Origin of the sequence: Sphingopyxis sp. (genome assembly GCF_035998905.1) — a bacterium.
Classification (GTDB): Bacteria; Pseudomonadota; Alphaproteobacteria; order Sphingomonadales; family Sphingomonadaceae; genus Sphingopyxis.
Window position 1 is genome coordinate 257,530 of record NZ_DASYHG010000030.1, and the last position, 19,392, is coordinate 276,921.

The 19,392-nt window shown below is 66.7% G+C and carries 16 protein-coding genes and 1 tRNA gene; all 17 read right to left on the reverse strand.

Annotated features, from left to right (window positions below):
* Positions 1 to 69 precede the first annotated feature (69 nt).
* The 17 genes from VGN62_RS20725 to VGN62_RS20805 all read right to left on the reverse strand — a co-directional run bounded on the left by VGN62_RS20725 (position 70) and on the right by VGN62_RS20805 (position 19,379).
* A complete protein-coding gene (locus VGN62_RS20725; protein ID WP_327457521.1) occupies positions 70 to 2,622 on the reverse strand; it encodes a TonB-dependent receptor in 2,553 nt (850 codons plus the stop codon).
* 221 nt (positions 2,623 to 2,843) lie between these two features.
* A tRNA-Phe gene (locus VGN62_RS20730) sits at positions 2,844 to 2,919 on the reverse strand.
* 95 nt (positions 2,920 to 3,014) lie between these two features.
* Entirely contained in the window at positions 3,015 to 3,197 is a 183-nt protein-coding gene (locus VGN62_RS20735) for a DNA gyrase inhibitor YacG (protein WP_327457523.1), read from the reverse strand.
* Positions 3,187 to 4,179: a ribonuclease E/G gene (locus VGN62_RS20740; protein WP_327457525.1), complete on the reverse strand. Its 993-nt coding sequence runs from the start codon at positions 4,177 to 4,179 to the stop codon at positions 3,187 to 3,189. Before VGN62_RS20740 ends, VGN62_RS20735 begins: the two co-directional genes overlap by 11 nt.
* Complete coding sequence (locus VGN62_RS20745; protein ID WP_327457527.1) at positions 4,172 to 4,762, reverse strand: Maf family protein; 591 nt, start codon at positions 4,760 to 4,762, stop codon at positions 4,172 to 4,174. Before VGN62_RS20745 ends, VGN62_RS20740 begins: the two co-directional genes overlap by 8 nt.
* The gene (gene infA, locus VGN62_RS20750) at positions 4,759 to 4,977 is read right to left on the reverse strand and encodes a translation initiation factor IF-1 (RefSeq protein ID WP_010162480.1); all 219 of its coding nucleotides are present in this window, start codon (positions 4,975 to 4,977) and stop codon (positions 4,759 to 4,761) included. Before infA ends, VGN62_RS20745 begins: the two co-directional genes overlap by 4 nt.
* Positions 4,978 to 5,094: 117 nt before the next feature.
* On the reverse strand, positions 5,095 to 5,961 hold the full coding sequence (locus tag VGN62_RS20755) for a cupin-like domain-containing protein (protein WP_327457530.1): 867 nt from the start codon (positions 5,959 to 5,961) through the stop codon (positions 5,095 to 5,097).
* The gene (locus VGN62_RS20760) at positions 5,958 to 7,142 is read right to left on the reverse strand and encodes a GNAT family N-acetyltransferase (protein WP_327457532.1); all 1,185 of its coding nucleotides are present in this window, start codon (positions 7,140 to 7,142) and stop codon (positions 5,958 to 5,960) included. Before VGN62_RS20760 ends, VGN62_RS20755 begins: the two co-directional genes overlap by 4 nt.
* Before the next feature lie 79 nt (positions 7,143 to 7,221).
* Positions 7,222 to 9,117: an XrtA/PEP-CTERM system amidotransferase gene (locus tag VGN62_RS20765; protein ID WP_327457534.1), complete on the reverse strand. Its 1,896-nt coding sequence runs from the start codon at positions 9,115 to 9,117 to the stop codon at positions 7,222 to 7,224.
* A gap of 13 nt (positions 9,118 to 9,130) precedes the next feature.
* Positions 9,131 to 10,618, reverse strand: coding sequence for an exosortase A (gene xrtA, locus VGN62_RS20770; RefSeq protein ID WP_327457536.1), 1,488 nt, complete (start codon positions 10,616 to 10,618; stop codon positions 9,131 to 9,133).
* Positions 10,615 to 11,820: a TIGR03087 family PEP-CTERM/XrtA system glycosyltransferase gene (locus VGN62_RS20775; RefSeq protein ID WP_327457538.1), complete on the reverse strand. Its 1,206-nt coding sequence runs from the start codon at positions 11,818 to 11,820 to the stop codon at positions 10,615 to 10,617. The genes xrtA and VGN62_RS20775 overlap by 4 nt, the downstream gene beginning before the upstream one ends.
* Before the next feature lie 11 nt (positions 11,821 to 11,831).
* Positions 11,832 to 12,878 carry a FemAB family XrtA/PEP-CTERM system-associated protein gene (locus VGN62_RS20780; RefSeq protein WP_327457768.1) on the reverse strand — a complete coding sequence of 349 codons (1,047 nt, stop codon included), beginning with the start codon at positions 12,876 to 12,878 and terminating at the stop codon, positions 11,832 to 11,834.
* A gap of 17 nt (positions 12,879 to 12,895) precedes the next feature.
* A complete protein-coding gene (locus VGN62_RS20785) occupies positions 12,896 to 13,756 on the reverse strand; it encodes an XrtA system polysaccharide deacetylase (RefSeq protein ID WP_327457540.1) in 861 nt (286 codons plus the stop codon).
* Between the two features lie 45 nt (positions 13,757 to 13,801).
* Positions 13,802 to 15,073 (reverse strand): XrtA/PEP-CTERM system-associated ATPase, encoded by a 1,272-nt coding sequence (locus VGN62_RS20790; RefSeq protein WP_327457542.1) that lies wholly within the window; start codon positions 15,071 to 15,073, stop codon positions 13,802 to 13,804.
* A gap of 21 nt (positions 15,074 to 15,094) precedes the next feature.
* Positions 15,095 to 16,810, reverse strand: coding sequence for a hypothetical protein (locus VGN62_RS20795; RefSeq protein WP_327457544.1), 1,716 nt, complete (start codon positions 16,808 to 16,810; stop codon positions 15,095 to 15,097).
* Positions 16,810 to 17,835: a P-loop NTPase gene (locus VGN62_RS20800; RefSeq protein WP_327457546.1), complete on the reverse strand. Its 1,026-nt coding sequence runs from the start codon at positions 17,833 to 17,835 to the stop codon at positions 16,810 to 16,812. The genes VGN62_RS20795 and VGN62_RS20800 overlap by 1 nt, the downstream gene beginning before the upstream one ends.
* A gap of 14 nt (positions 17,836 to 17,849) precedes the next feature.
* The gene (locus tag VGN62_RS20805) at positions 17,850 to 19,379 is read right to left on the reverse strand and encodes an XrtA system polysaccharide chain length determinant (RefSeq protein ID WP_327457548.1); all 1,530 of its coding nucleotides are present in this window, start codon (positions 19,377 to 19,379) and stop codon (positions 17,850 to 17,852) included.
* Positions 19,380 to 19,392: the final 13 nt, after the last annotated feature.

Below are 19,392 nucleotides of genomic sequence, written 5' to 3' on the forward strand. Positions count from 1 at the left end.
ATCGAGAGGCCGGGGTTTCTTTTGTCCGCTGTTCGGAAGTGGCCGGAGCAGCTGCTCCGGCCGCCTCGATCAGAATTTGTAGCGGATGGTGCCGCCATAGGTGCGCGGCTGGCTCGGATAGCCCGAGACGCTGCCCGCCTGAGCGACGGCCGGGAAGATCGTCGTCAGATACTGTGCATTGGTGAGGTTACGGCCCCACACGCCGACGTCGATGCCGTTGGTCAGGCGCACCGTGAACGACGCGTTGAGCGAGTTCACTTCGCGCTTCAGATTCTGCGCGACGCTCGCCGGGAAGCCCGACAGGCCTTCGACGATCTGGACCGGGCTTTCATAGCTGTAGTCGACGTGTGCGATCGCCTTCGTCCCGCCCGCGAACTCGTGCGTATAGGTGCCGCCGAGCGACAGCGACAGGTCGGGGATACCTGCAGGCGTGCTGCCCGAGATGTCACCGAACGCCGAATTGACGAAGCTGTCATACTTGGCGTCGAGGTAGGTCGCGGCGAGCGTCAGGTTGAGCCCGTCGACCGGACGCACCGAGCCGTCGAACTCGATCCCGAAAGTCGACTGCTTGCCGGCGTTCGCCAGCGCGAAGCCGGTGCCGGTGAAGACGTTCGACTGGAAGCCCTTGATCGACTGCTTGAACACCGCGATGTTCACCGCCGCGACGTCCCACTGGCCCTTCAGGCCGAACTCGTAAACGGTCGATTCCTCGGGGTTGGCGAAACGCGAACCCGCGACGAGGTTCGGGGTACGCAAGCCCGCAGCAGTGATCGCCGCGAGGTCCGAAGCAAGCGGGCGGCTGTCGCGCGACAGGTTGACCGAGCTTGCCTTGAAGCCCGTCGCATAGGTCGCATAGATATTGACCGTGTCGGTGAGCTCATAGGCAGCGCGCACGCTGTACGAGAAGTCGCCATCGTTCGTCTTGCCGCTTTCGACCGCATTCGGAATGTTGAGGAAGGGCGGCAGGAACTGGAACGCCTTCAGACCGGCCAGCGGGTTGGCGCTGCGTCCGTCGGGGAGCGTCATCGTCGGATTGGCGGCGAGAATTGCGGCCTGCGCGGGCGGTACGCCCTGCCCGACGAGCAGCGCCTGACGGAACGGCGTGTAGGCGGCCGCGTCGAGGTTGACGCCCGAGAAGACGTCGCTGCTGACGACGTTGGTCGAGAAGCGCTTGCGGTCCTTCGTATAGTTGCCGCCGAGGGTCAGCGTCAGGCGATCGGTGACTTCGAAGTCGACCGTGCCGAAGATCGAGAAAGCCTCGTTCTTCATCTGATAATCTTCGTCGAGGCCATTGCCCGCGCGGAAGAAGGTGCCGAGATATTTCGTCGGAGCGCCTTCAAGCGCGCCGAGCGTGCCTTCGAGCAGGCCGACGTTGAGCGCATTGCCGCTCGCCGCGCGGATCAGCGCATCGCCATAGGGGCGGAAGTGCTGGCCGAACTTGATCGCGCTCTGCTGGTCGACCTTTTCGTTGAAATAATAGCCGCCGATCAGGAAGTTGAGCGGGCCGTCGAAGTCAGAGGTCAGGCGTACTTCCTGCGTGAAGGTGTCGATGTCGACATAATCGCTCTTCTCGCCGATCAGGTCGGCCGCCGTGAAGTCCGAATCCTGGTTCGTGTCGGCACGCACCTGGCGATAAGCGGTGATCGAGGTCAGCGCGAGGTTGCCCAGATCATAGTCGATCTGCGCCGAACCGCCGTAATTCTTGATCTTATTCGACGACAGGAAGTTGTTGTAGACGTCGTACGAGAAAGGATCGTTCGCATCGACGCTGGGACCGCCGGCGAGCGCGTTGGTGATCGCGACGGTCGGGCCGGCGATGACATTGCCCGCGATGCAGCAATTTTCGTCGATCTTGTCATAGTCGCCGATCAGGCGGATCGAGAGCGCGTCGGTCGGTTCGAACAGAAGCTGGCCGCGGACGCCCCAACGGTTGCGGTCGTTGACGTCGGTGCCCAGCTTCAGGTCCTGCGCATAACCGTCGCGGCGGTTGTAGCTGCCGCCGATCGAGAAGGCGACGGTATCGCTGATCGGGCCGGTGACATCGCCCTTGACGGTGATGGCGTCGTAATTGCCATAGGTGACTTCGGCCGAGCCGCCGAATTCGAACTGCGGCTTTTGCGTGACGATGCTGATGACGCCCGCCGACGCATTCTTGCCGAACAAGGTCGACTGCGGGCCGCGCAGCACTTCGATGCGTTCGACGTTCGGAAGATCGCCGATCTGGGCGGCCGAGCGCGAGCGATAGACGCCGTCGATGAACACGCCGACCGACGGTTCGATACCGGCGTTATTCGCGCCGTTGCCGAAGCCGCGGATGATGAAGTTGGTGTTGGCGCTCGACTGGAGCTGCGAGACGCGGAGGCTGGGGACCGACGATTGCAGGTCGATGAGGTCGCGAATCTGTGATTCTTCGAGCGCGGCGGCCGAGGTCACCGACACCGCGACGGGGGTGTCCTGCAGCGTCTGCGAACGCTTGCTGGCGGTGACGATGATGTCGTTGCCGTAATCGGTCACGTCGCCGGTCGCGGCGCTGTCGGCCGGTGCGGCGGTATCCTGGGCAAAGGCAGGGGTGGTGGCGGCGCACAGCATGGTGGCGCCCAACAGGATGTTGCGCAAAGTCATGATGATGTCTCTCTCTCCAAAACCGCCGAGACGCAGCCAAAGGCTTATCGGGAGATGCCCGGCAGTGAACGACCGGTCTAACGCACCGCCCCGCCGCGTCAACGCGCGCGCGCGCGGACGTCCAGCTTTTGTGTCGATTAGTGGCACAAAAGCAACAGTTTACGTTACGGCAGGCGTAACAGGCCTGTCATAAAAAAAGCTGGGTCAAACTGTATGGGAGGTGGTGCCTGGGGACGGGATCGAACCGCCGACACTGCGATTTTCAGTCGCATGCTCTACCAACTGAGCTACCCAGGCAAACCGTGGCGGCCGGTCGGCCGCGCTGGCGAGCGGCGGCTATAGGCAGGGCTTTGCGTCCTGTCCAGCACCTTTCTTCGCCCTTTTTCCGGACATCATCCGTCGTCGAAACGATCATCGTCCGCGGTGCCGTCGGGCGCCTGGTCGACGGGCACGCGATAGCCTTCGCCGAACCAGGTCAAAAGGTCGCGATCGCGGCAGCCGCGGCTGCAAAAAGGCTTGAATTCGGGGACGCGCGGGTTGCCGCAAAGCGGGCAGCGCGGCGATTTACTGGGCATGGCCTGCTCCTTTGATGGCGGGATCGGTGACGAGGCGGACCGCGCGGCCGGTGCCGTTCTGGAGCGCGTCCACCCAGTCGGGGTGCGCTGCGATATGGTCGATCACGCCGCCCCGCGCGGTCAACGTCAATTCGCCCGTCCCGACCGCGCGTTCCGCCTGGCGCAGCAACAGCGCGGCGTCGGTTGCAACGGGATCGAGACGGACCTGCTCGATCAGCGAGGGCCGCTCGCGGCGGCGGATGATCTGCATCAGCCCGAATCCGTTGACCGCGGTGCGCTCGAACGGCGCGGCCAGCGCGGCGTCGACCGCGGCATCGACCGCCTGCCGCCCCGTGCGGTCGGGCAGCGAGGGAAAATCGATCGCGATCGATCCGCCGATATCGCAGCGGCGGATCACGCCCGCAGCCGCCTTTGCTCCTGCCTTTGCCAGCGCGAGCGCGTCACCTTCGCCATCGATGTCGATCAGCACCATCGCGGGCGTCGCATCGACCCACAGCGCGCCGCCCGCAAAGGGCCAATGCCCGGTGCGAACGCAATCGATCAACTCGCTCCACCCCGCCTGCTCCAACCGGTCCGGGTCGGTCGGGCGTATATCGACGACGGCCACGCCGGTGGCGGCGATGCGCGCGCGCAGGTCGGGGCCGGCGGTGGTGGCTGCACCGGGCTCGGCGAGGCGCGCGCGCGCAGGCTTGTCGCGCGCGCGCTCGCGCAGCGCCATGCGGGTGATTTCGACCAGCAGCGATGCGCCAATGGACGTCGCTTTCGGGATTTCGGCGACGGTCGCTTGCGGCGCGCCGGGCCAGTCGAGTGTTACCAGCGCGCCCTTGCCGCCGCGCCCGGCCTCGACGAGCCGGGCATGGAGGATGGCGCCGGGGCGCGGCCCTTCACCCTCGCGCTCGATCCGCGCTTCGACAATCTCGCCGTCCTCGACCAGCGCCGCCCGCGCCTCGCCGATTCCGGCCTCGTAAAGCCACTCAGCCAAGCGCGATTCCGGCGCTCGAGAGCAGCCCCCGCGTTTCGAACAGCGGCAGCCCGACGACGTTCGAATGGCTTCCCGACAGGAAACGGACAAAGGTTTCGGCGCGCCCCTGTATGGCATAGCCGCCCGCCTTGCCCATCCCCTCACCGCTTTCGACATACCAGTCGATCTCGGCGGCGCTCAGCGCCTTGAACGCGACGATCGTATCGACGACGCGCACACGCGCCTTTCCATCGGTACCGACAACGCAAATTCCCGAATAGACATGGTGCCGCCGCCCCGAAAGCAGGCCAAGCATCCGGCGCAGGTCGGCTTCGTCTGCGGGTTTTTCGAGAATGCGGCGTCCAACGGCCACCGTCGTGTCGCCTGCGAGCACAACCTCGTCCGGCGCACGTTCGACGGCGAGCGCCTTGCCCTGGGCGAGCCGAGCAACATAATCGCGCGGAAGCTCGCCCTTCAGCGGCGTTTCGTCGATTTCAGGGGCCGCGATGCGGGTCGGCACAAGCCCGATCCGCGCCAGCAATTCACGCCGGCGCGGCGAGGTCGATGCCAATACCAGCGCGGGGAATGTCGCCGCGCCGCTCACTTGAAGCGATAGGTGATCCGACCCTTGGTCAGGTCATAAGGGGTCAGTTCGACGAGCACTTCGTCGCCGACGAGCACACGGATGCGGTTCTTGCGCATCTTGCCGGCCGTGTGGCCGAGAATCTCGTGGTCGTTTTCCAGTTTGACGCGAAACATCGCGTTGGGCAGCAGTTCGACCACTTGGCCGCGCATTTCCAGAAGTTCTTCTTTCGCCATCAGTCCTCTATGGGCTCGAAATACAAGGATGCGCGCCCATAACCGCAATTGGCGCCAATTGAAAGCAATCTGTCATCTGTTTTGGAACGGACCAGCGCCGTCTTTGTCGAGGCCGGTTTACGATACGAGCTTGAGCTTGCGCGCGACGCGCCAGCCCATCGACCGGAACCACGCATAGCTTGGCCAGCGTGGCGGCATTGCGGGGTCGAGGCCGATGCGACGCAGCGCCGCATTGGCGGCATGCGCCTCGGACTCGCGATAGCTCCATTCGCTGCGCCAGGTGATCGACAGCGAAATCGACGGCGCGTCGCCATTGGCGACAAAATGCGGCGCCATCACCGGCATCAGCACCGCATCGCCGGGGCCGAGCGGCACCTGCTGCGCGGCGTCGTGATAGGCGTCCTGCCAGGGCAGGTTACGGTGGCCGCCCGCATGATAGCGCTCATGCTCGCGGCGGTCGGCGAAGCGTTCGTCGCCCGCGGGCCATACATTCATCACTTTCGTCCCGCGCAATTGCAGCAGGATGTTGTGCTCGGGATCGAAATGAAAGGGCGTGATCGATCGTGGCGAAGAGATGAAGATGAAGCCCTGCGGCGTGAGCATTGCGCCGGTGCGCGGCGCGACGACGGGTTCCAGTTCGCCGAGCAAGTCCATCAGCAGCTTGCGATAGGCTTCGACATTTTCGATATTCTTGAGCACCGCCCAACTGCCGTTGGTGTCGATCGTGCGGATCGTCTCGCCGATCGAGAGGCCGTTCGAGGGGATATCCTCCGGACGGATGCCGATGGGGACATTGCCCGGATTATATTCGACCTCGCCCGCGGGCAGCCTTTCGCCGAGCTGCGCCAGAGCCTCGAGCGACAACAGCGGGTGATCGGGCAGGTGATGATGGAGTAGCCCCGCCTGTAACGGATAGAGCGCCGCCATCCGTTCGAGCGTCTCGGCGGGAAATACGGGTCGGGCGATCGGCTGGTGCGCGGTCATGACAGGCCTTCTACTTGATTTTCGGGTGCTGCAGCACCCTTCCAGCGTCGCCAGGCGCGCTCGGCGCGCGTCAGCATCGCGAACCGCAGCCGGTCGGACGGCGCCGACAAGGCAGCATTGACCCAGACGAGCGCGCGCCGCTCGCGCCACACGCTGTCGATCATCGGGTGGCCGGGCGCGGCACAGCTGTCGACCCAGTCGATGCGCGGATCGTCGAGCAGGTCGAGGTTCGCCTGTTGCAGCAGCACGCCGGGCGAGAAGCGCGCAAAATCCTCGTCGAACGCGGTCTTGAAGGAAAAGCCGCCCGGCGGGCACAGGAAGTTGACCAGCATCGCGAGCGGGCGATCATCGAGATCGAGCGCGCGCATGTCGAGCTTGCCCGCCTCGGCGGCGCCCGTCAGGATCGCCCGGAACCATGCCGCCGTATCGCTATGGCTCGCGAGCGCCGATCCGGCGCGGCCTTTCCAGCCGCGCGCCTCCAGATCGAGGAAGCCATCGATCCAGCCGTCGATCGTCTCGCCCGGCTGCCAGCGGCGAAAGCGCACCGCGCCTTGCTCAACCAGGCGATTGGCCTGGCGGCGCAGTTCCTTGCGCTTCTTCGCACGCACCGCGGCGTCCCAATATTCTTCCGGCGATGACGCACTCTCCAGCAGCGCGCGTTCCTCGCGGTGCACCGTCACCGCCTCGCCGCCACGCGCCCGCGCGACGCCCTCCAGCGCGCGGTGGAGCGGCCCGTCTTCGGTCAATCGCGGCGCCTGCACCAGCGTATGTGCCCATGGCGCGGCATCGCACCAGCCGAGCAGGATCGACCAGAACAGGCTTTCGAAACCCGCGCGAACCAGCGGCGCGCCGTGGAAGTGATTGGGGTGCGCCCAGCCCGTCACGTGGCGCAGCGGCAGGCGGCCATAATGCGTCGCGGGCGCGACGGGCATCACGCCGATCAGCGGGCCCTCGCTGCCGCCCTGCACCAGCACCAGCCGCGCGCTCCGTTCGGGATCGAGCAGGTGCAGCGCCGATTGCAGGCACCAGCGCTCGACAAAGGGATTGGGTTCGCTCGCCTCGCCCGCCAGCCGGTCCCATGCCGCCGCGAGATCGTCCGAAAGCGACAGCGGATCGACGACGCGCACGGCGAGCGGCGCGGCTTCGGCACTGTCGATGGGAAAGGCGGGATGCACCGTCATCGGAAGCGAGCCTAGCAGCCAAGCGTTAAGATGGCGTGGCGATTCGCATCGGCCCCTGCCCTGTCACAGAGGATAGAATTTAGATCCCGAACAGTTTCGCCAGCGACTTTTCGAGCATGAAGAATTGCCAGATCAGGCGGCCATGGTCGCGCCGCCCCGACTGGTGCGCCGCGACGATCCGCTCGATTTCGGCCATGTCGAACCAACCCGAACGCGCAAGCGTCGAAGAACTCGCCAATGCCTTCGCCTGTTCGATCAACGGCCCGCGGAACCAGTGCGATACGGGCGTCACGAATCCCATCTTCGGGCGGTAGAGGATGTCATGCGGCAGATAACGTTCCATCGCCTGCTTCATGATCGCCTTGCCGGTACTGCCCTTCACCCGCATCGACGCGGGCAGCGACGCGGCGAATTCGATCAGGCGATAGTCGAGCAGGGGTTCGCGCGCCTCAAGGCTGACCGCCATGCTCATCCGGTCGGTCTTGGTCAGGATGTCGCCGGGCAGCCAGATCATCAGGTCGGCGTATTGCGCGCGGTCGAGCGGTTCGCGCGCCGGCGCCTCCGCCATCGCCTTCCAGTATCGCGTTTCGGCGACATGATCGCCAAGCGCATGGTGCGCGGCGTCGTTGAACAGGCGCGATCGTTGCGGGAGGCCCGTCACGCCCACCGCCTCGGCATAACCCTCCGCACCGCTTTTCGACAGGCTGGCGAGCGTCGCGCGTGCGCGCAGCGGGCGCGGCGCCCAGTCCATCTGCGGCCAGACATGCGAAAGCGGCCCAAGCACGCCGCGACGCAGGAAGCCCGGGATCAGCCCGCGCAGCTTTTCTTCCTGATGCTGGAAGACAAGGCGGCGATATCCTGCGAAAGCCTCGTCGGCGCCGTCGCCCGACAGCGCAACCGTCACCTCTTCGCGCGCGAGTTCGCACACCCGGTACGTCGGCAGCGCGCTCGCATCGGCAAAGGGTTCGTCGAACATGTCGGCAATCCGGTCGACGAGCGCAAAGTCGCCCGACGACACGGTGCGCGTGCGGTGATCGGTCGCGAAACGCTCGGCGATCTGCTGGGCGTAAGCGGTTTCGTCGAGCGCCGCCTGATCGAATCCGATCGTGCAGGTCTTGACCGCCTTGGCGCTCGCCTCCGCCATCAATGCGACGACCGCACTCGAATCGACCCCGCCCGACAGGAAGGCGCCGAGCGGGACGTCGGCGACCATACGGTCGGTCACCGCAGCGCGCATCAGGTGGACAAGATGTTCGGCCGTCTCGCCTTCGCTCGCGCGAATCCGCTTCGAGAAATCGGGCGCCCACCAGCGCGTCGGCGCGGCGACGGGCTTGCCGCGTTCGAGCATCAGATAATGGCCGGCGGGCAGCTTCTGCACGCCCGCGACGATGCAATTGTCGTCGGGGACATAGCCGAATGCGAGGAAATCCTCGATCGCGGTCAGATTCGCTTCCTGCCGCAGCAACGGATTGCGCAGCAGCCCCTTCAGCTCCGACGCGAAGGCCACCGATCCATCGGACAGGCGGACATAGTGGAGCGGCTTCACCCCCAGCCGGTCGCGCGCGAGAAACAGGCATCTGCGCTGGTGATCATGGATCGCGAAGGCGAACATGCCGTTGAGCCGCGACAGGCAGTCGGGCCCCCATTGGCGCCAGGCGGCGATAATGACCTCTGTATCGCCGCTGGTGCGGAACCGGTGCCCGCGGTCTTCCAACTCGGCACGCAGCTCGCGGAAATTATAGATTTCGCCGTTATAGGTGAGCGTGACGATCTCGTCGTCGCTCGCCATCGGTTGCGGGCTGCCCTCGATATCGATGATCGACAGGCGCAGATGGCCAAGGCCGACGCCGGGCGCGGTCCATTCGCCCGATCCGTCGGGGCCGCGGTGCTGCATCGGCTGGAGCATCGCGCGCAGGCGTGCCGGGTCGACCGGTTTCGCCGTTTCCAGGTGATAGATGCCAGCGATCCCGCACATATAGGAAGCGCTCTTAACGCGTTTTCAGCGCGCGGTCAGCCATCGCGTTGACTCCGCCCGACGCGGAAACGAAATCGGTGATCGCATTAATCCCGCCTTGGCGCGCCTCGCTCGATACGATCAAGGACAGTGCGCGCGGATCGCCGCCCAGCAAGCGCGCCTGAAGCCCGGCGAGTTTTGCGCGGCGCGGATTGCCCGTCACGGTGCCGCCGACAACGTACCAGGTGGCGGCATCGCGCAGCACCGGGCCGGGGTGGAGCAACCGCTCGGTCCGTGCCCCTTCGATCGCCGGCAGCGCCGCGCTCCACGCCCATTTGCTGTCGGGGTCGACGGCGCCCTGCCCGAAGGCGACGACCTCGCGCCCCTCGGCCTGGCGTTCGTAGCCGCCGATCGCGACGGTCACCACCTGCCCCTTGTCGTTGGCGAACTGGCGCAGCAATCGCTGGTCGGCGCCGTCGAAACGCGGCGCCCACGCGGTGCCGCCCGCGCGCGCATCGCGCCAGCCCGGCGGTGCTTCGACCACCATGGTTTCGGGAAGCGGCGCGCTGCGCCCGCCGATCAGCATCCCCCATCCCGCGAAGATCAGCGGAAGCATAAGCGCAGCAGGCAGCACCGCCTTTGCCGGCCCTGCGAAGCGCGGCACGCCGTCCAGCCCGCGCACGTCGACCGCAACGTCGTTCGCCGGCCGGTCGAACCAGCGCAGCGCGACGAGCATGACGATCAGGATCACCAGCCCGAAGAAGATCCAGCCGTAGAAGATATGGTCGATCCCGCCCGCCGCCTCGATCCCCCAGATTTCGGCGGCGACCATCGTGCCATAGGCGCGCAGCGCATTGGCAAGGATCGTCGTCGCGAGTGCGGCGAGGACAAAAACGATCCGCCGCGTCCAGCTCTTGAAGCAGAGGTGCGCCGCGAAGACCGCATAGGCGAGCATCGCGATCAGGAAATTGACCCCCGAACATTCCTCGGCGACCTCGAAAAAGCCCGCGCGCGTCGTGATGAACACGCCCTGCATTTCCGCCGACAGGCCCGACAGATGGAGCAGGAGGACGCTGATATGCGCGGTGAAGGTCTGGAGCAGCGGCACCAGTTCCTCGCCGAACGGCACCAGCAGCAGCGCATAGCCGAGCGGGAACAAAAGCGCGCGCACCAGCTTTTCGCCGAGTGTCGCACCTACCGCGCCTTGCAGCATCAGCACGAGCCCGAGTTGCCGGAACAAGCCGACCCCCGCCGCTTCGCCGACGAGCCACACCAGCCCCGCCCCCGCCATCCAGACCAGCGCTGGCCACCAGAAGGCGGGCGTCAGCGGACGCAACAACGCGACCCGCTGCGACACCAGCCAGCCGATCATCGGCACCATCAGCAGGCAGTGGGTGAAGGTCGAGCTGTGCCACCAGATGCCCGCCATATCGGCGGCGTCGCGCCAGAAGGTCGCAAGGATGAGTGCCGACAGCAGCGCGAGCGCGGCGAGATGACGCTGCCAGTGCGTCCAGCCGGTCATGCGGGCAATCCCAGCAAGTCGCCGAGCGGTGCGAGGCGGGCATCCCAGCCATAACGCGCGATCATCCGCGCGCGCGCCGCCTGCCCGATCGCGGCCGCGCCGGCGGGGTCGTCGAAAAGCGCACACACCGCGTCAGCCATCGCTTCCGCACCGTCGGCAACGCGCAAATGCTCCCCCGGCACGGCATCGATCCCCGTTGCGGCGGCGATGCTCGCGACGACGGGCCGCGCCATCGCCATCGCTTCGAGCAGCTTGTTCTGCACCCCGCGCGCGAGCAGCAGCGGCGCGACCACCGCGTCGGCGGCGGCGAGCCATGGGCGCACATCCGGCACCTCGCCCGTAACCGTGACGCCCTTCAGCGCTTCGAGCGCGCGCACCTCGTCGGTCGGTGCACGGCCGACGATCGCGAAGCGCGCCTGCGGGTGGTGCCTGCGGATCAGCGGCAGGATATCGGCCGCGAACCATCGCACTGCATCGATATTGGGGCGATAATCCATCTGGCCGGTGAACACCGCGAGCGGCCCCTCGCCCGCTCGCACCGGATCGAGCGCGAGGGCGGGATCGAAGCGGTCGGTGTCGATGCCGTTTTCGACCGCGCATATCTTGCCGGAACCCGGCCCGCTGCGGCTGCGAAACAGCGCCGCCTCGGCGTCGCTGACGAACAGGCTGGCGTCGGCGCGGCGCGCCACCTCGGCTTCATAGGCGCCGAGCATTCGGGCTTCGCGCGCGTGCACCCAGTGCAGCGGCTGGCGCCTGTCCTGCTCGGCATAGGTCGCGAATTTCGCCGAATCGACGTCGACGAAATCCATCAGCACCGGCCCGTCGAACCGCGCGGGCAGATATTGCGCCATCTGGCCCGAGAAAGCGACGATATGGGTGACCTCGCCCTGCCCGATCAGGTGGTCGACATGGTGTGCGAGCGCCGCGTTGTGGAACAGCCGGTTCGATACCGGCTCGCGGTTCAGCACCGCCTGCACGAGCGCCAGCGGGCGCGATACCTTGCGCACTTCGATCGCCAGGCTCTTGCAAAGCGGTGCCATCTTGTCGCGCGCGAGCGCGGCATCGGCTTCATTGTCGGCGAGCGCTGCGACGTGCACCGGCGCGAGCTTCGCCAGCGCCTCGAACATATGCCAGCTTCGGATCCGGTCGCCGCGGTCGGGGGGCCACGGCGCGCGGTGAACGAGGAACAATATCCCGGCCATCAGCCCAAAACCTATCCCAATCCGCGGGCGATCAGCGGGCCGAGCCGGTTCGCCGCCCACAGCGGCAGCTTCTTCCAGAGATCGACCTGGAGGCGATATCTGGCGCTGTTCGGGTTGGTGTCGCGCGGGGCCTCACCCGAAGCAAGCCAGCGGCCGTAGACGAGCGGCTGCGGTTCAAAGCCCCAATTCTTCTTGTAGGCGAAGGGGCCGGTGCCGACCTTCGAGCGGCCGAAATCGAAGCGCGTGCAGTCCTTGGCGCGGGCATGGCGCATGAGCGCAAAATACATGAGCTCATTCGCACGCAGCCACCGCGCGTCGGCGGTGCCGCCGCCCCAATAGGGCATCACGGTACCGCGCCAGTAGAGGCTGAGCACGCTCGCAACGGGTCGGCCGCCTGCGCGCACGGTCAGGATATCGGCGTCGTCGCCAAAGGCGTCGAGCACCGCGCCAAACAGCGCCTTGGGAAACACCGGTGTGCCGAGGTTACGGACGCTGGTCGCATAGATGCGATAATGGTCGCGGCGCTCCGTATCGCCGCGACCCGTCGTGACGGTCAGGCCGCTCTCCAGTACCTTGCGCACTTCGGCGCGCTGCTTGCGCGGAATGGCGAGAAGTTCGGCATCGTCATCGGCGGCAAGGTCGCGCGCGAAGCCCGCGTACACGCCTTCCTCGCGGGTCCAGCCCTCGCCGTCGGGCACAGGCCCGCCGCGCAATTCGACCGACGGCACATCGAGCGATTTCGCCATGTCCGCCGCGCCCTGCGCCAGTGTCGCAGCGACCGCCGGATCGTCGGCGAGGATGCCTCCGCCCACTGCAAAACCGCTACCGACCAGTGCCTGACCGAACAGGGGCGAACGGACATGGTGCAGCGGCAGGAGGCCGGTCAGCGCGCCGCGGGCATCGCGCGCCGCGACGAGATGGCAGCGATGGCCGGTGGCTTTGGTGATCGCCTCGCACCAGGCACGGCTGTGGAAGGGTGTCGCATCCGGGTGCGCAGCAACATAAGCGTCCCAGTCGCCCGCATCGGACAGCGGCGCGCCGGAAAAACCATCCTTCATCGAAAGCGTCGGCGCATTCACGCCGCGTCGCGCCACGGCTGCGCGCGCTGCTGCTGTGCAGGGAGCAAGGCGTCGGCGCGCGTCCATTCGAAATCGGCGAGCAGCTTCTTCAGCTTGCCAGCCATGGCGGACAAGCCGCTGTAATGGCGTATTTTCGATTTGATCGGCGCGTCGACGACGCGCGGCTGGCCGGGGTCGATTTCCCACGGATGGAAATAGAGGATCGCCGGATGGCCTTCGCCGTTCATCCGCGCGATCGCCCAGCGCGTGAAGCCATAGGGCAGCATCCGCATGAAGCCGCCGCCGCCTGCTGCCAAGGTCCGCCCGGCAAAACGCGCGGTCGTGACCGGCCATTCGACGAGGTCGCTGTCGGAAAGCGGCCGCCACGCATGGCGCGGGCTTTGCGGCCAGCCATAATGATCGTGCACGACCGGCGCGACGCTCGACGAATAGGCATAGCCCTGTTCGGCGAGCACGCTGTGCGCCCATGGCGTGCGATGGTCGACCGAGAAGCTCGGCGCGCGATAGCCGGTGATCGCGATGCCCCCGACATCTTCGAGGATGGCGCGCGTCTTCTCGAGGTCGGCGGCGAATTCGCCGGCGGTCATGTTGAACACACGCTTGTGATCATAGCCGTGGCTTGCGAGTTCGTGCCCCGCGGCCACGATGCGTTTGATCAGCGCGGGATAACGTTCGGCAATCCAGCCCAATGTGAAGAAGGTGCCCTTTGCGCCGGCATCGGCAAAAATCTGCAGCACCGCGTCGCAATTCGCCTCGACCCGGCATTCGAGACCGTCCCAGTCGGCACGGCCGATCGTGCGCTCAAACGCGCCGACCTGGAACCAGTCCTCGACATCGACCGACAGGCCGTTCTGCATTTTTCCTCACCTTCATCGGCAGCTTAGCGGGTCCGGACCGGGCTGTCAGGCCGCCCAGGTCTGCGACGTCGCCGGGTTGGGTGCATTGTCCGGGTCGCGTTCGACCCATTCGATCAGCAGGTCGAGCACGCGGCGCAGCGCCGCATCCTGCTCGACCAGACGCTCCTCGAGCGAGGCGATCTGCGCCTCGAGCGCCGCGAGATGTTCGGGGTCAACCACCGGGGCGGCCGGCGCCGGGGCTTCGACCGCTCCGGGCGCGAGTTCGAGAACATCTCCTTCGGCATCGGGCGAGGACAGCGTGACGACGCGCGCCGCTTCGGCGGGCGCCGCGAAGGGAGCCGGCCCGTCGGCGACGGGTTCGGGGGCACGCCGCGGCCATTCGAGCGGCGCTTCGTTTGCGGGTGCCGGTGCCGAAAAAGGCGCGGGCGTCGGTGCGACGGCGGTTGCGGCGGCCGCAACCACCTCCTCGACCGGGAGCGGCGCGAGCGTCGCCGCGTCGATGCCGCGATCGGCCTCGATCTCGGCGACGACCGAGCGCACATTCTGCGCCGTGATGCGGTTCATCTGTTCGACCGCGCCGTACAGCAGCAGGCGGCTGACCAGCACGTTCAATTTGCGCGGCACGCCTTCGCTATAGTCGAAGATTTCCTCGAACGCGTCGGGGCTGAAGCTGGGGTTGCCCGTCCAGCCGACCTTGCCGAGGCGGTGGAGGATATAGGGCTCGACTTCCTCGGGCTCCATCGGGTCGAGGTGGTGCGTCGCGATCACGCGCTGGCGCAGCTGTTCGAGCGTCGGCGAGTGGAAGAGCGTCTGGCGGAACTCGGGCTGGCCGAGCAGGAAGATTTGCAGTAGCGAATGGCCGCCGAGCTGGAAGTTCGACAGCATTCGCAGCTCTTCGAGCGCCGAGATCGCAAGATTCTGCCCCTCGTCGACGATCAGCAGCGTGCGCTTTCCGGCGCGCGCCTGTTCGCGAAGATATTGCTCCATCGAGCGCAGCAGTTCGGCCTTGCTCTGCCCTTCCCACTCGATGCCGAACTGTTCGGCGACGAGGCGGAGGAGATCGTCGCCTTCGACCTGTGTCGACACCAGCTTGACCGCAGTCAGGCGGTTGGGGTCGATCGTGTTCATCAGATGGCCGACAAGCGTCGTCTTGCCCGCACCGACGTCGCCGGTGATGACGATGAAGCCTTCGCCCTGCGCGAGACCATAGCCGAGGTACGACATCGCCTTGCGGTGCGTGCCGCTCTCGAAATAGAAATGCGGGTCTGGCGTCAGTTGGAACGGACGTCCGGTGAAACCATAGAACTGATCGTACATCGTTTTATTCCCGTTGCCTGGTCAGAAGTTGTAACGCAGTCCCACCAAAGCTGAACCGATAAGCTGACTGTTGAAGCCGTCCTGATCGAAGGCGTTGAGGCTGGCCGCCGCGGTCCCCGTCAGGCTGCGCCAGAAGCGCCGCGAATAGGCGGCCGACAGCCCGGCCGACTGGACGTCGCTCGTCCCCGGCGCGCCATTGTCATAATAATTGAGGTAGCCCGACAGGCTGAAATCCGAATCGACGTCGAGCTGGCGCCCCGCCGAGACGAACAGATAATAGCTGTCGTCCTTCGTCCCGTTGAGGCTGCCGATCGGCGACAGCAGCGGCGCGAGCAACTTGCGCTGGTCGTATCCGACGCCGACACCATAGCTCCAGCCGCGGAAGCGTGACGACAGCGTCGCCTGTACGCCGCGGCTGCGATATTGCGCAGAAGTCGCATTGCCGAGCTGGTTGCTCAGGCACCCGCCGCCCTGCTGGCCGAAGACGCACGGATTGATCCCGCCGCCGATCGGGTTGCGCGTCGGATCGAACTGCGTCGGCAGCGCCGCAAGCCCGCCCGACAGGCCGCGGCCGAGGCTCGACAGCCCGTCATAAACGCCGATCTGGATCGTCGTCGCATGGTCGGCGCGATAGGCGAAGCTGCCGGTGTAGATGGTGTCGCCATAGCGGCGGCCCACTCGTGCCGTAAGGGAGGTGCGGCGGCTCGGCTGCCACATCACACCCGCGTCCCAGATCAGCCCGTCGGTGTCGAACGACAGCTGGCGCGGGCTCGATTTGTCGGTGACGAAACGCCCGTTCGCATCGCGCACCGGGACGCCATTGACGTCGAGCAGCGGATTGCGCTGGCCGATTTCGATATCCTCGTACCCGATGCCGCCAAGCAGGGCGACGGTCGGACCGATCGGCACGGTGACGTCGGCGCGGGCATATTTGCCCTCGTAACGCTGGTCGAGCTGGCTCGCATCTTCACGCTCGTAACCGCCCGATACCTGCCAGCCGAACGGCAGATCGCCCGGCCGCGCGCCGAGGCTGGCCCAGGCGACATGGTTGGTCGAGCTGTCGAAAATATCCTGCGGCTGGCTACCCGGCGCGAGGATCGCGGGTTCTTCGACATCGACCTTGGTATAGCCGAAGCGATAGCCGGCGCCGAAATCGAGGCCGCCGATACGCCGCGTAAAGGTCGGGCCGGCATAGACCGAATAGAGGTTGGCGACATTGCTGGCGTCGCCGATGAACAGCCCGCTGTCGGCACCCTGCCGGTCGGCGCGGGTCCGCGTCGCGAGCGCGCCGCCTTCGAGGTTGAGGCCGCGCGCGACCTCCAGCCGGCCGCGCGCGAGACCACTGATGACGTCGGTGTCGCCTTGGCTGCCCCAGCCGAACTGATGTTCGTAGCGCAGCGTCGCCGACAGCTCGGCGCGGCGCGTGACGATCGCGGCGTCGACCCCCGCCGCGACAGTCGTGTACGTCAGCACGTCGCCGCCATTCTTCAGGTCGGCGGTCAGCACCTGCCCGATTTCCAGATAGGGGCTGACGTCGACTTGCCGCTGCGTGCGGCGCCCTTCGGCGCGCTTCGCCGAACGGCCGGGTTCGGACGCAGGTGCGCCCGCCGAGGGCGCGTCGCCAGCGCCGGACGCACCGGGATCGCCCGAAAATTGCGCGTGCGCGCCCGTCGCCGTCCCGGCGAGCAGCAAGGCCGCCAGCGTCCCGACATGACGCATGGTGGTCGTGGTGCGCATCACGCGCCTCCCTGTCCGTAATAGGTGCCGAAACGGCGGCCGCCCGGCGAGAATTTGACCCCGTTGAGGAGCAGCTGGATATGCGGGCAGGCACCCATCAGGCCGATCGCGTCGCGCAGCGAGGATTCGAGCGTTTCGTCGGCGCGCACGACCATGATCGTCTGTCCCACATGCCCCGCGAGCACCGCCGCTGGCGATGCCGCGAGCACCGGCGGCGAATCGATGATGAGGATGCGCCCCGGCGCCCCCGCTTCGAGCTGGCCGAGCAGCGCTTCGGTCCGCGCCGAAGCGAGCAGTTCGGTGTCGTGCATATGCCCGGTGCCGGCGGGCATGACTTTCAGCCCCGGAATGTCGGTCTGGATCAGGCAGTCGCCGAGCGGCAGGTGCGGATCGGCAAGCGCGTCCATCAGGCCGGGGCCGTCTTCCAGTCCCAGCGCTTCGAGCACGCTCGGTTTCGCGATATCGGCGTCGATCAGCAGCACATCATGGTCGGCCTCGACCGCGAGGCTGAGCGCGAGGTTGACCGCCGAGAAGGTCTTGCCCTCGCCGGGGTTCGCCGAAGCGATCAGCACGCGGTGGCCGCGCGGCAGGATCGGGCGATTGCCGGTGCCGCCGAAATTGCGGATCAACTCGCGCTTCACGATGCGATATTCTTCGGAAATGCCCGTGACCGGCGTGCCGGGCACGATCATGCCGCGCGCCGCGAGGCGTTCGCGGTCGATCGTTCCCTGCCGCGTCGGCACGACGGCCGGAGCCGCCTTCGCGACATCCTTGCGCGGCGAAGGCTTCGGCGCAGGCGCCGCTTCGACCGCGGGCGCGGCCTCGACGACGGGTTCCAGAACTTCGGGCTGCGGTGCCTCGACAGCAGGCTCGGCCGTCTTCGCCTTCTTCACCTTTTTCTCGGGCTCGGGCGGCAGGTTCGATACGTCGATCGTCGGCGCATTGGCCGCGGGATCGAGCCCGAACATGTCGGCCGCGCGTTCGAGGAGCGAGGGCGGACGCTTGACTTTGCGTTGGTCGTTCATGTCATCGTCCCCCGTCACGCCACCATGCCGCGCTGGATAAATTCGGCGACCAGCAGCAGCGCATAGAGGCCAACGAGCGCGCCGCCACCGCCCGCGAGCCAGACGAGCTTCTTGCGCCGGTCGAGATGACGTTCGGGCGTCACGACTTCGGTGATCGACCCGATGACCGGCAGGCCGCTTGCGCGTTCGAGCTTGCTGGCGGTCGAATAGCTGGTGCGTATCTGCGACAGGCCAAAGGCCGCGCCGACACCGCCGCCGATGCCCGCGAGCAGCACGAGCGTCAGGAACAGCGGCCGGTTGGGCGCCGCGGGGCTGGTCGGCTTCGACGGCGGATCGAGCAGTTCGATCTTGATCGCGTCGGTTTCGGTCTGCACATCGCCGCGCAGGCGAACCTGTTCGCGCTGGGCGAGCAGCTTGTCATATTGCGCCTTGAACGCGGTATATTCGCCGTTGATCCGGTCATATTCGGCGGCGATGCCGGGGTTCTGGATCTGCTGCGCGGTGATCTTGGCGATATCGCCCATCAGCTGGCTCTTGCGCGCCGACAGCGCGCTGACCGTTGCCTGGCGCTCGGCGCGCATCGCGGCGAGCGACGCATAGGCCGGATTCTGCATCCCGCCGCCGCCGCCCGTGCCTTCGCGGTCGGCCATGGCCTTCAGCGACGCGATCTGGCTTTTGAGCGCGATCACGTCGGGATGCGCGTCGGTCAGGCCGCGCGCGCGCATCGACGACAGTTCGTTCTGCGCGCCGGCGAGCTGCTGGCGCGCGACGCCACCGCCGACGCCGCCACCGCCGGGGATCGACTGGGGGGTCGAGGCAAGCTGGCCGTTCGCCGCCGCAAGCTGTGCCTGCGCCGACACGATCTGCGAATCGAGCTGGCTCAGTTCGGCGCGCGCCGCCTCGACGCGCTGCGCGGGCGAACCGGTGCCGCCCGGGATCATGCCAATATTCTGCGCCTCGAAGGCGCCGCGGCGCGCTTCGACCTCGCGGAGCGCCTTTTCGCGGTCGGCAATCTGCGCGTCGAGGAATTTAAGGCTCTCGCGCGCGTTCATCCGGCCGCCGCGCAGCTGGTCGTCACGAAACACGGTGATCAGGCTGTCGAGCACACCCGAGGCAAGCTTCGCATTGTCGGCGTCCGACAGGCTGCCGACCGCCACGCTCGATGTGATCTCGAAGATATTGTCCTGCTGCGGGATCACCTTGATATTCTTTTGCAGCATCGCGACCGCGCTGGCCTTTTCGCGCTCGTTCGCGCCCGCGGGGAGCAGGCCGGTCGTCGCCGCGACCTTTTCGAGGTTGCGCGCGCTGGTCAGCGTTTCGCGGATCTGGTCGAGCTGGGGACGCCCGCCGCCGCCCTGCACCTCGTCGGGCAGGATTTCGTTGATGTCGACGAGCAGGCGCGCGCGGCTGTCATAGCGGTTGGGTATCGACGCGATCGCCAGCCAGCCGAGAATGCAGATGCCCCACGCCACCGCCAGCACGAGCCACCGGCGTGTCCAGACGCTGTGCAGCGCCACCCGGAATTCGTCGTAAAGGCTGTTCATCGGTCGAAATCTA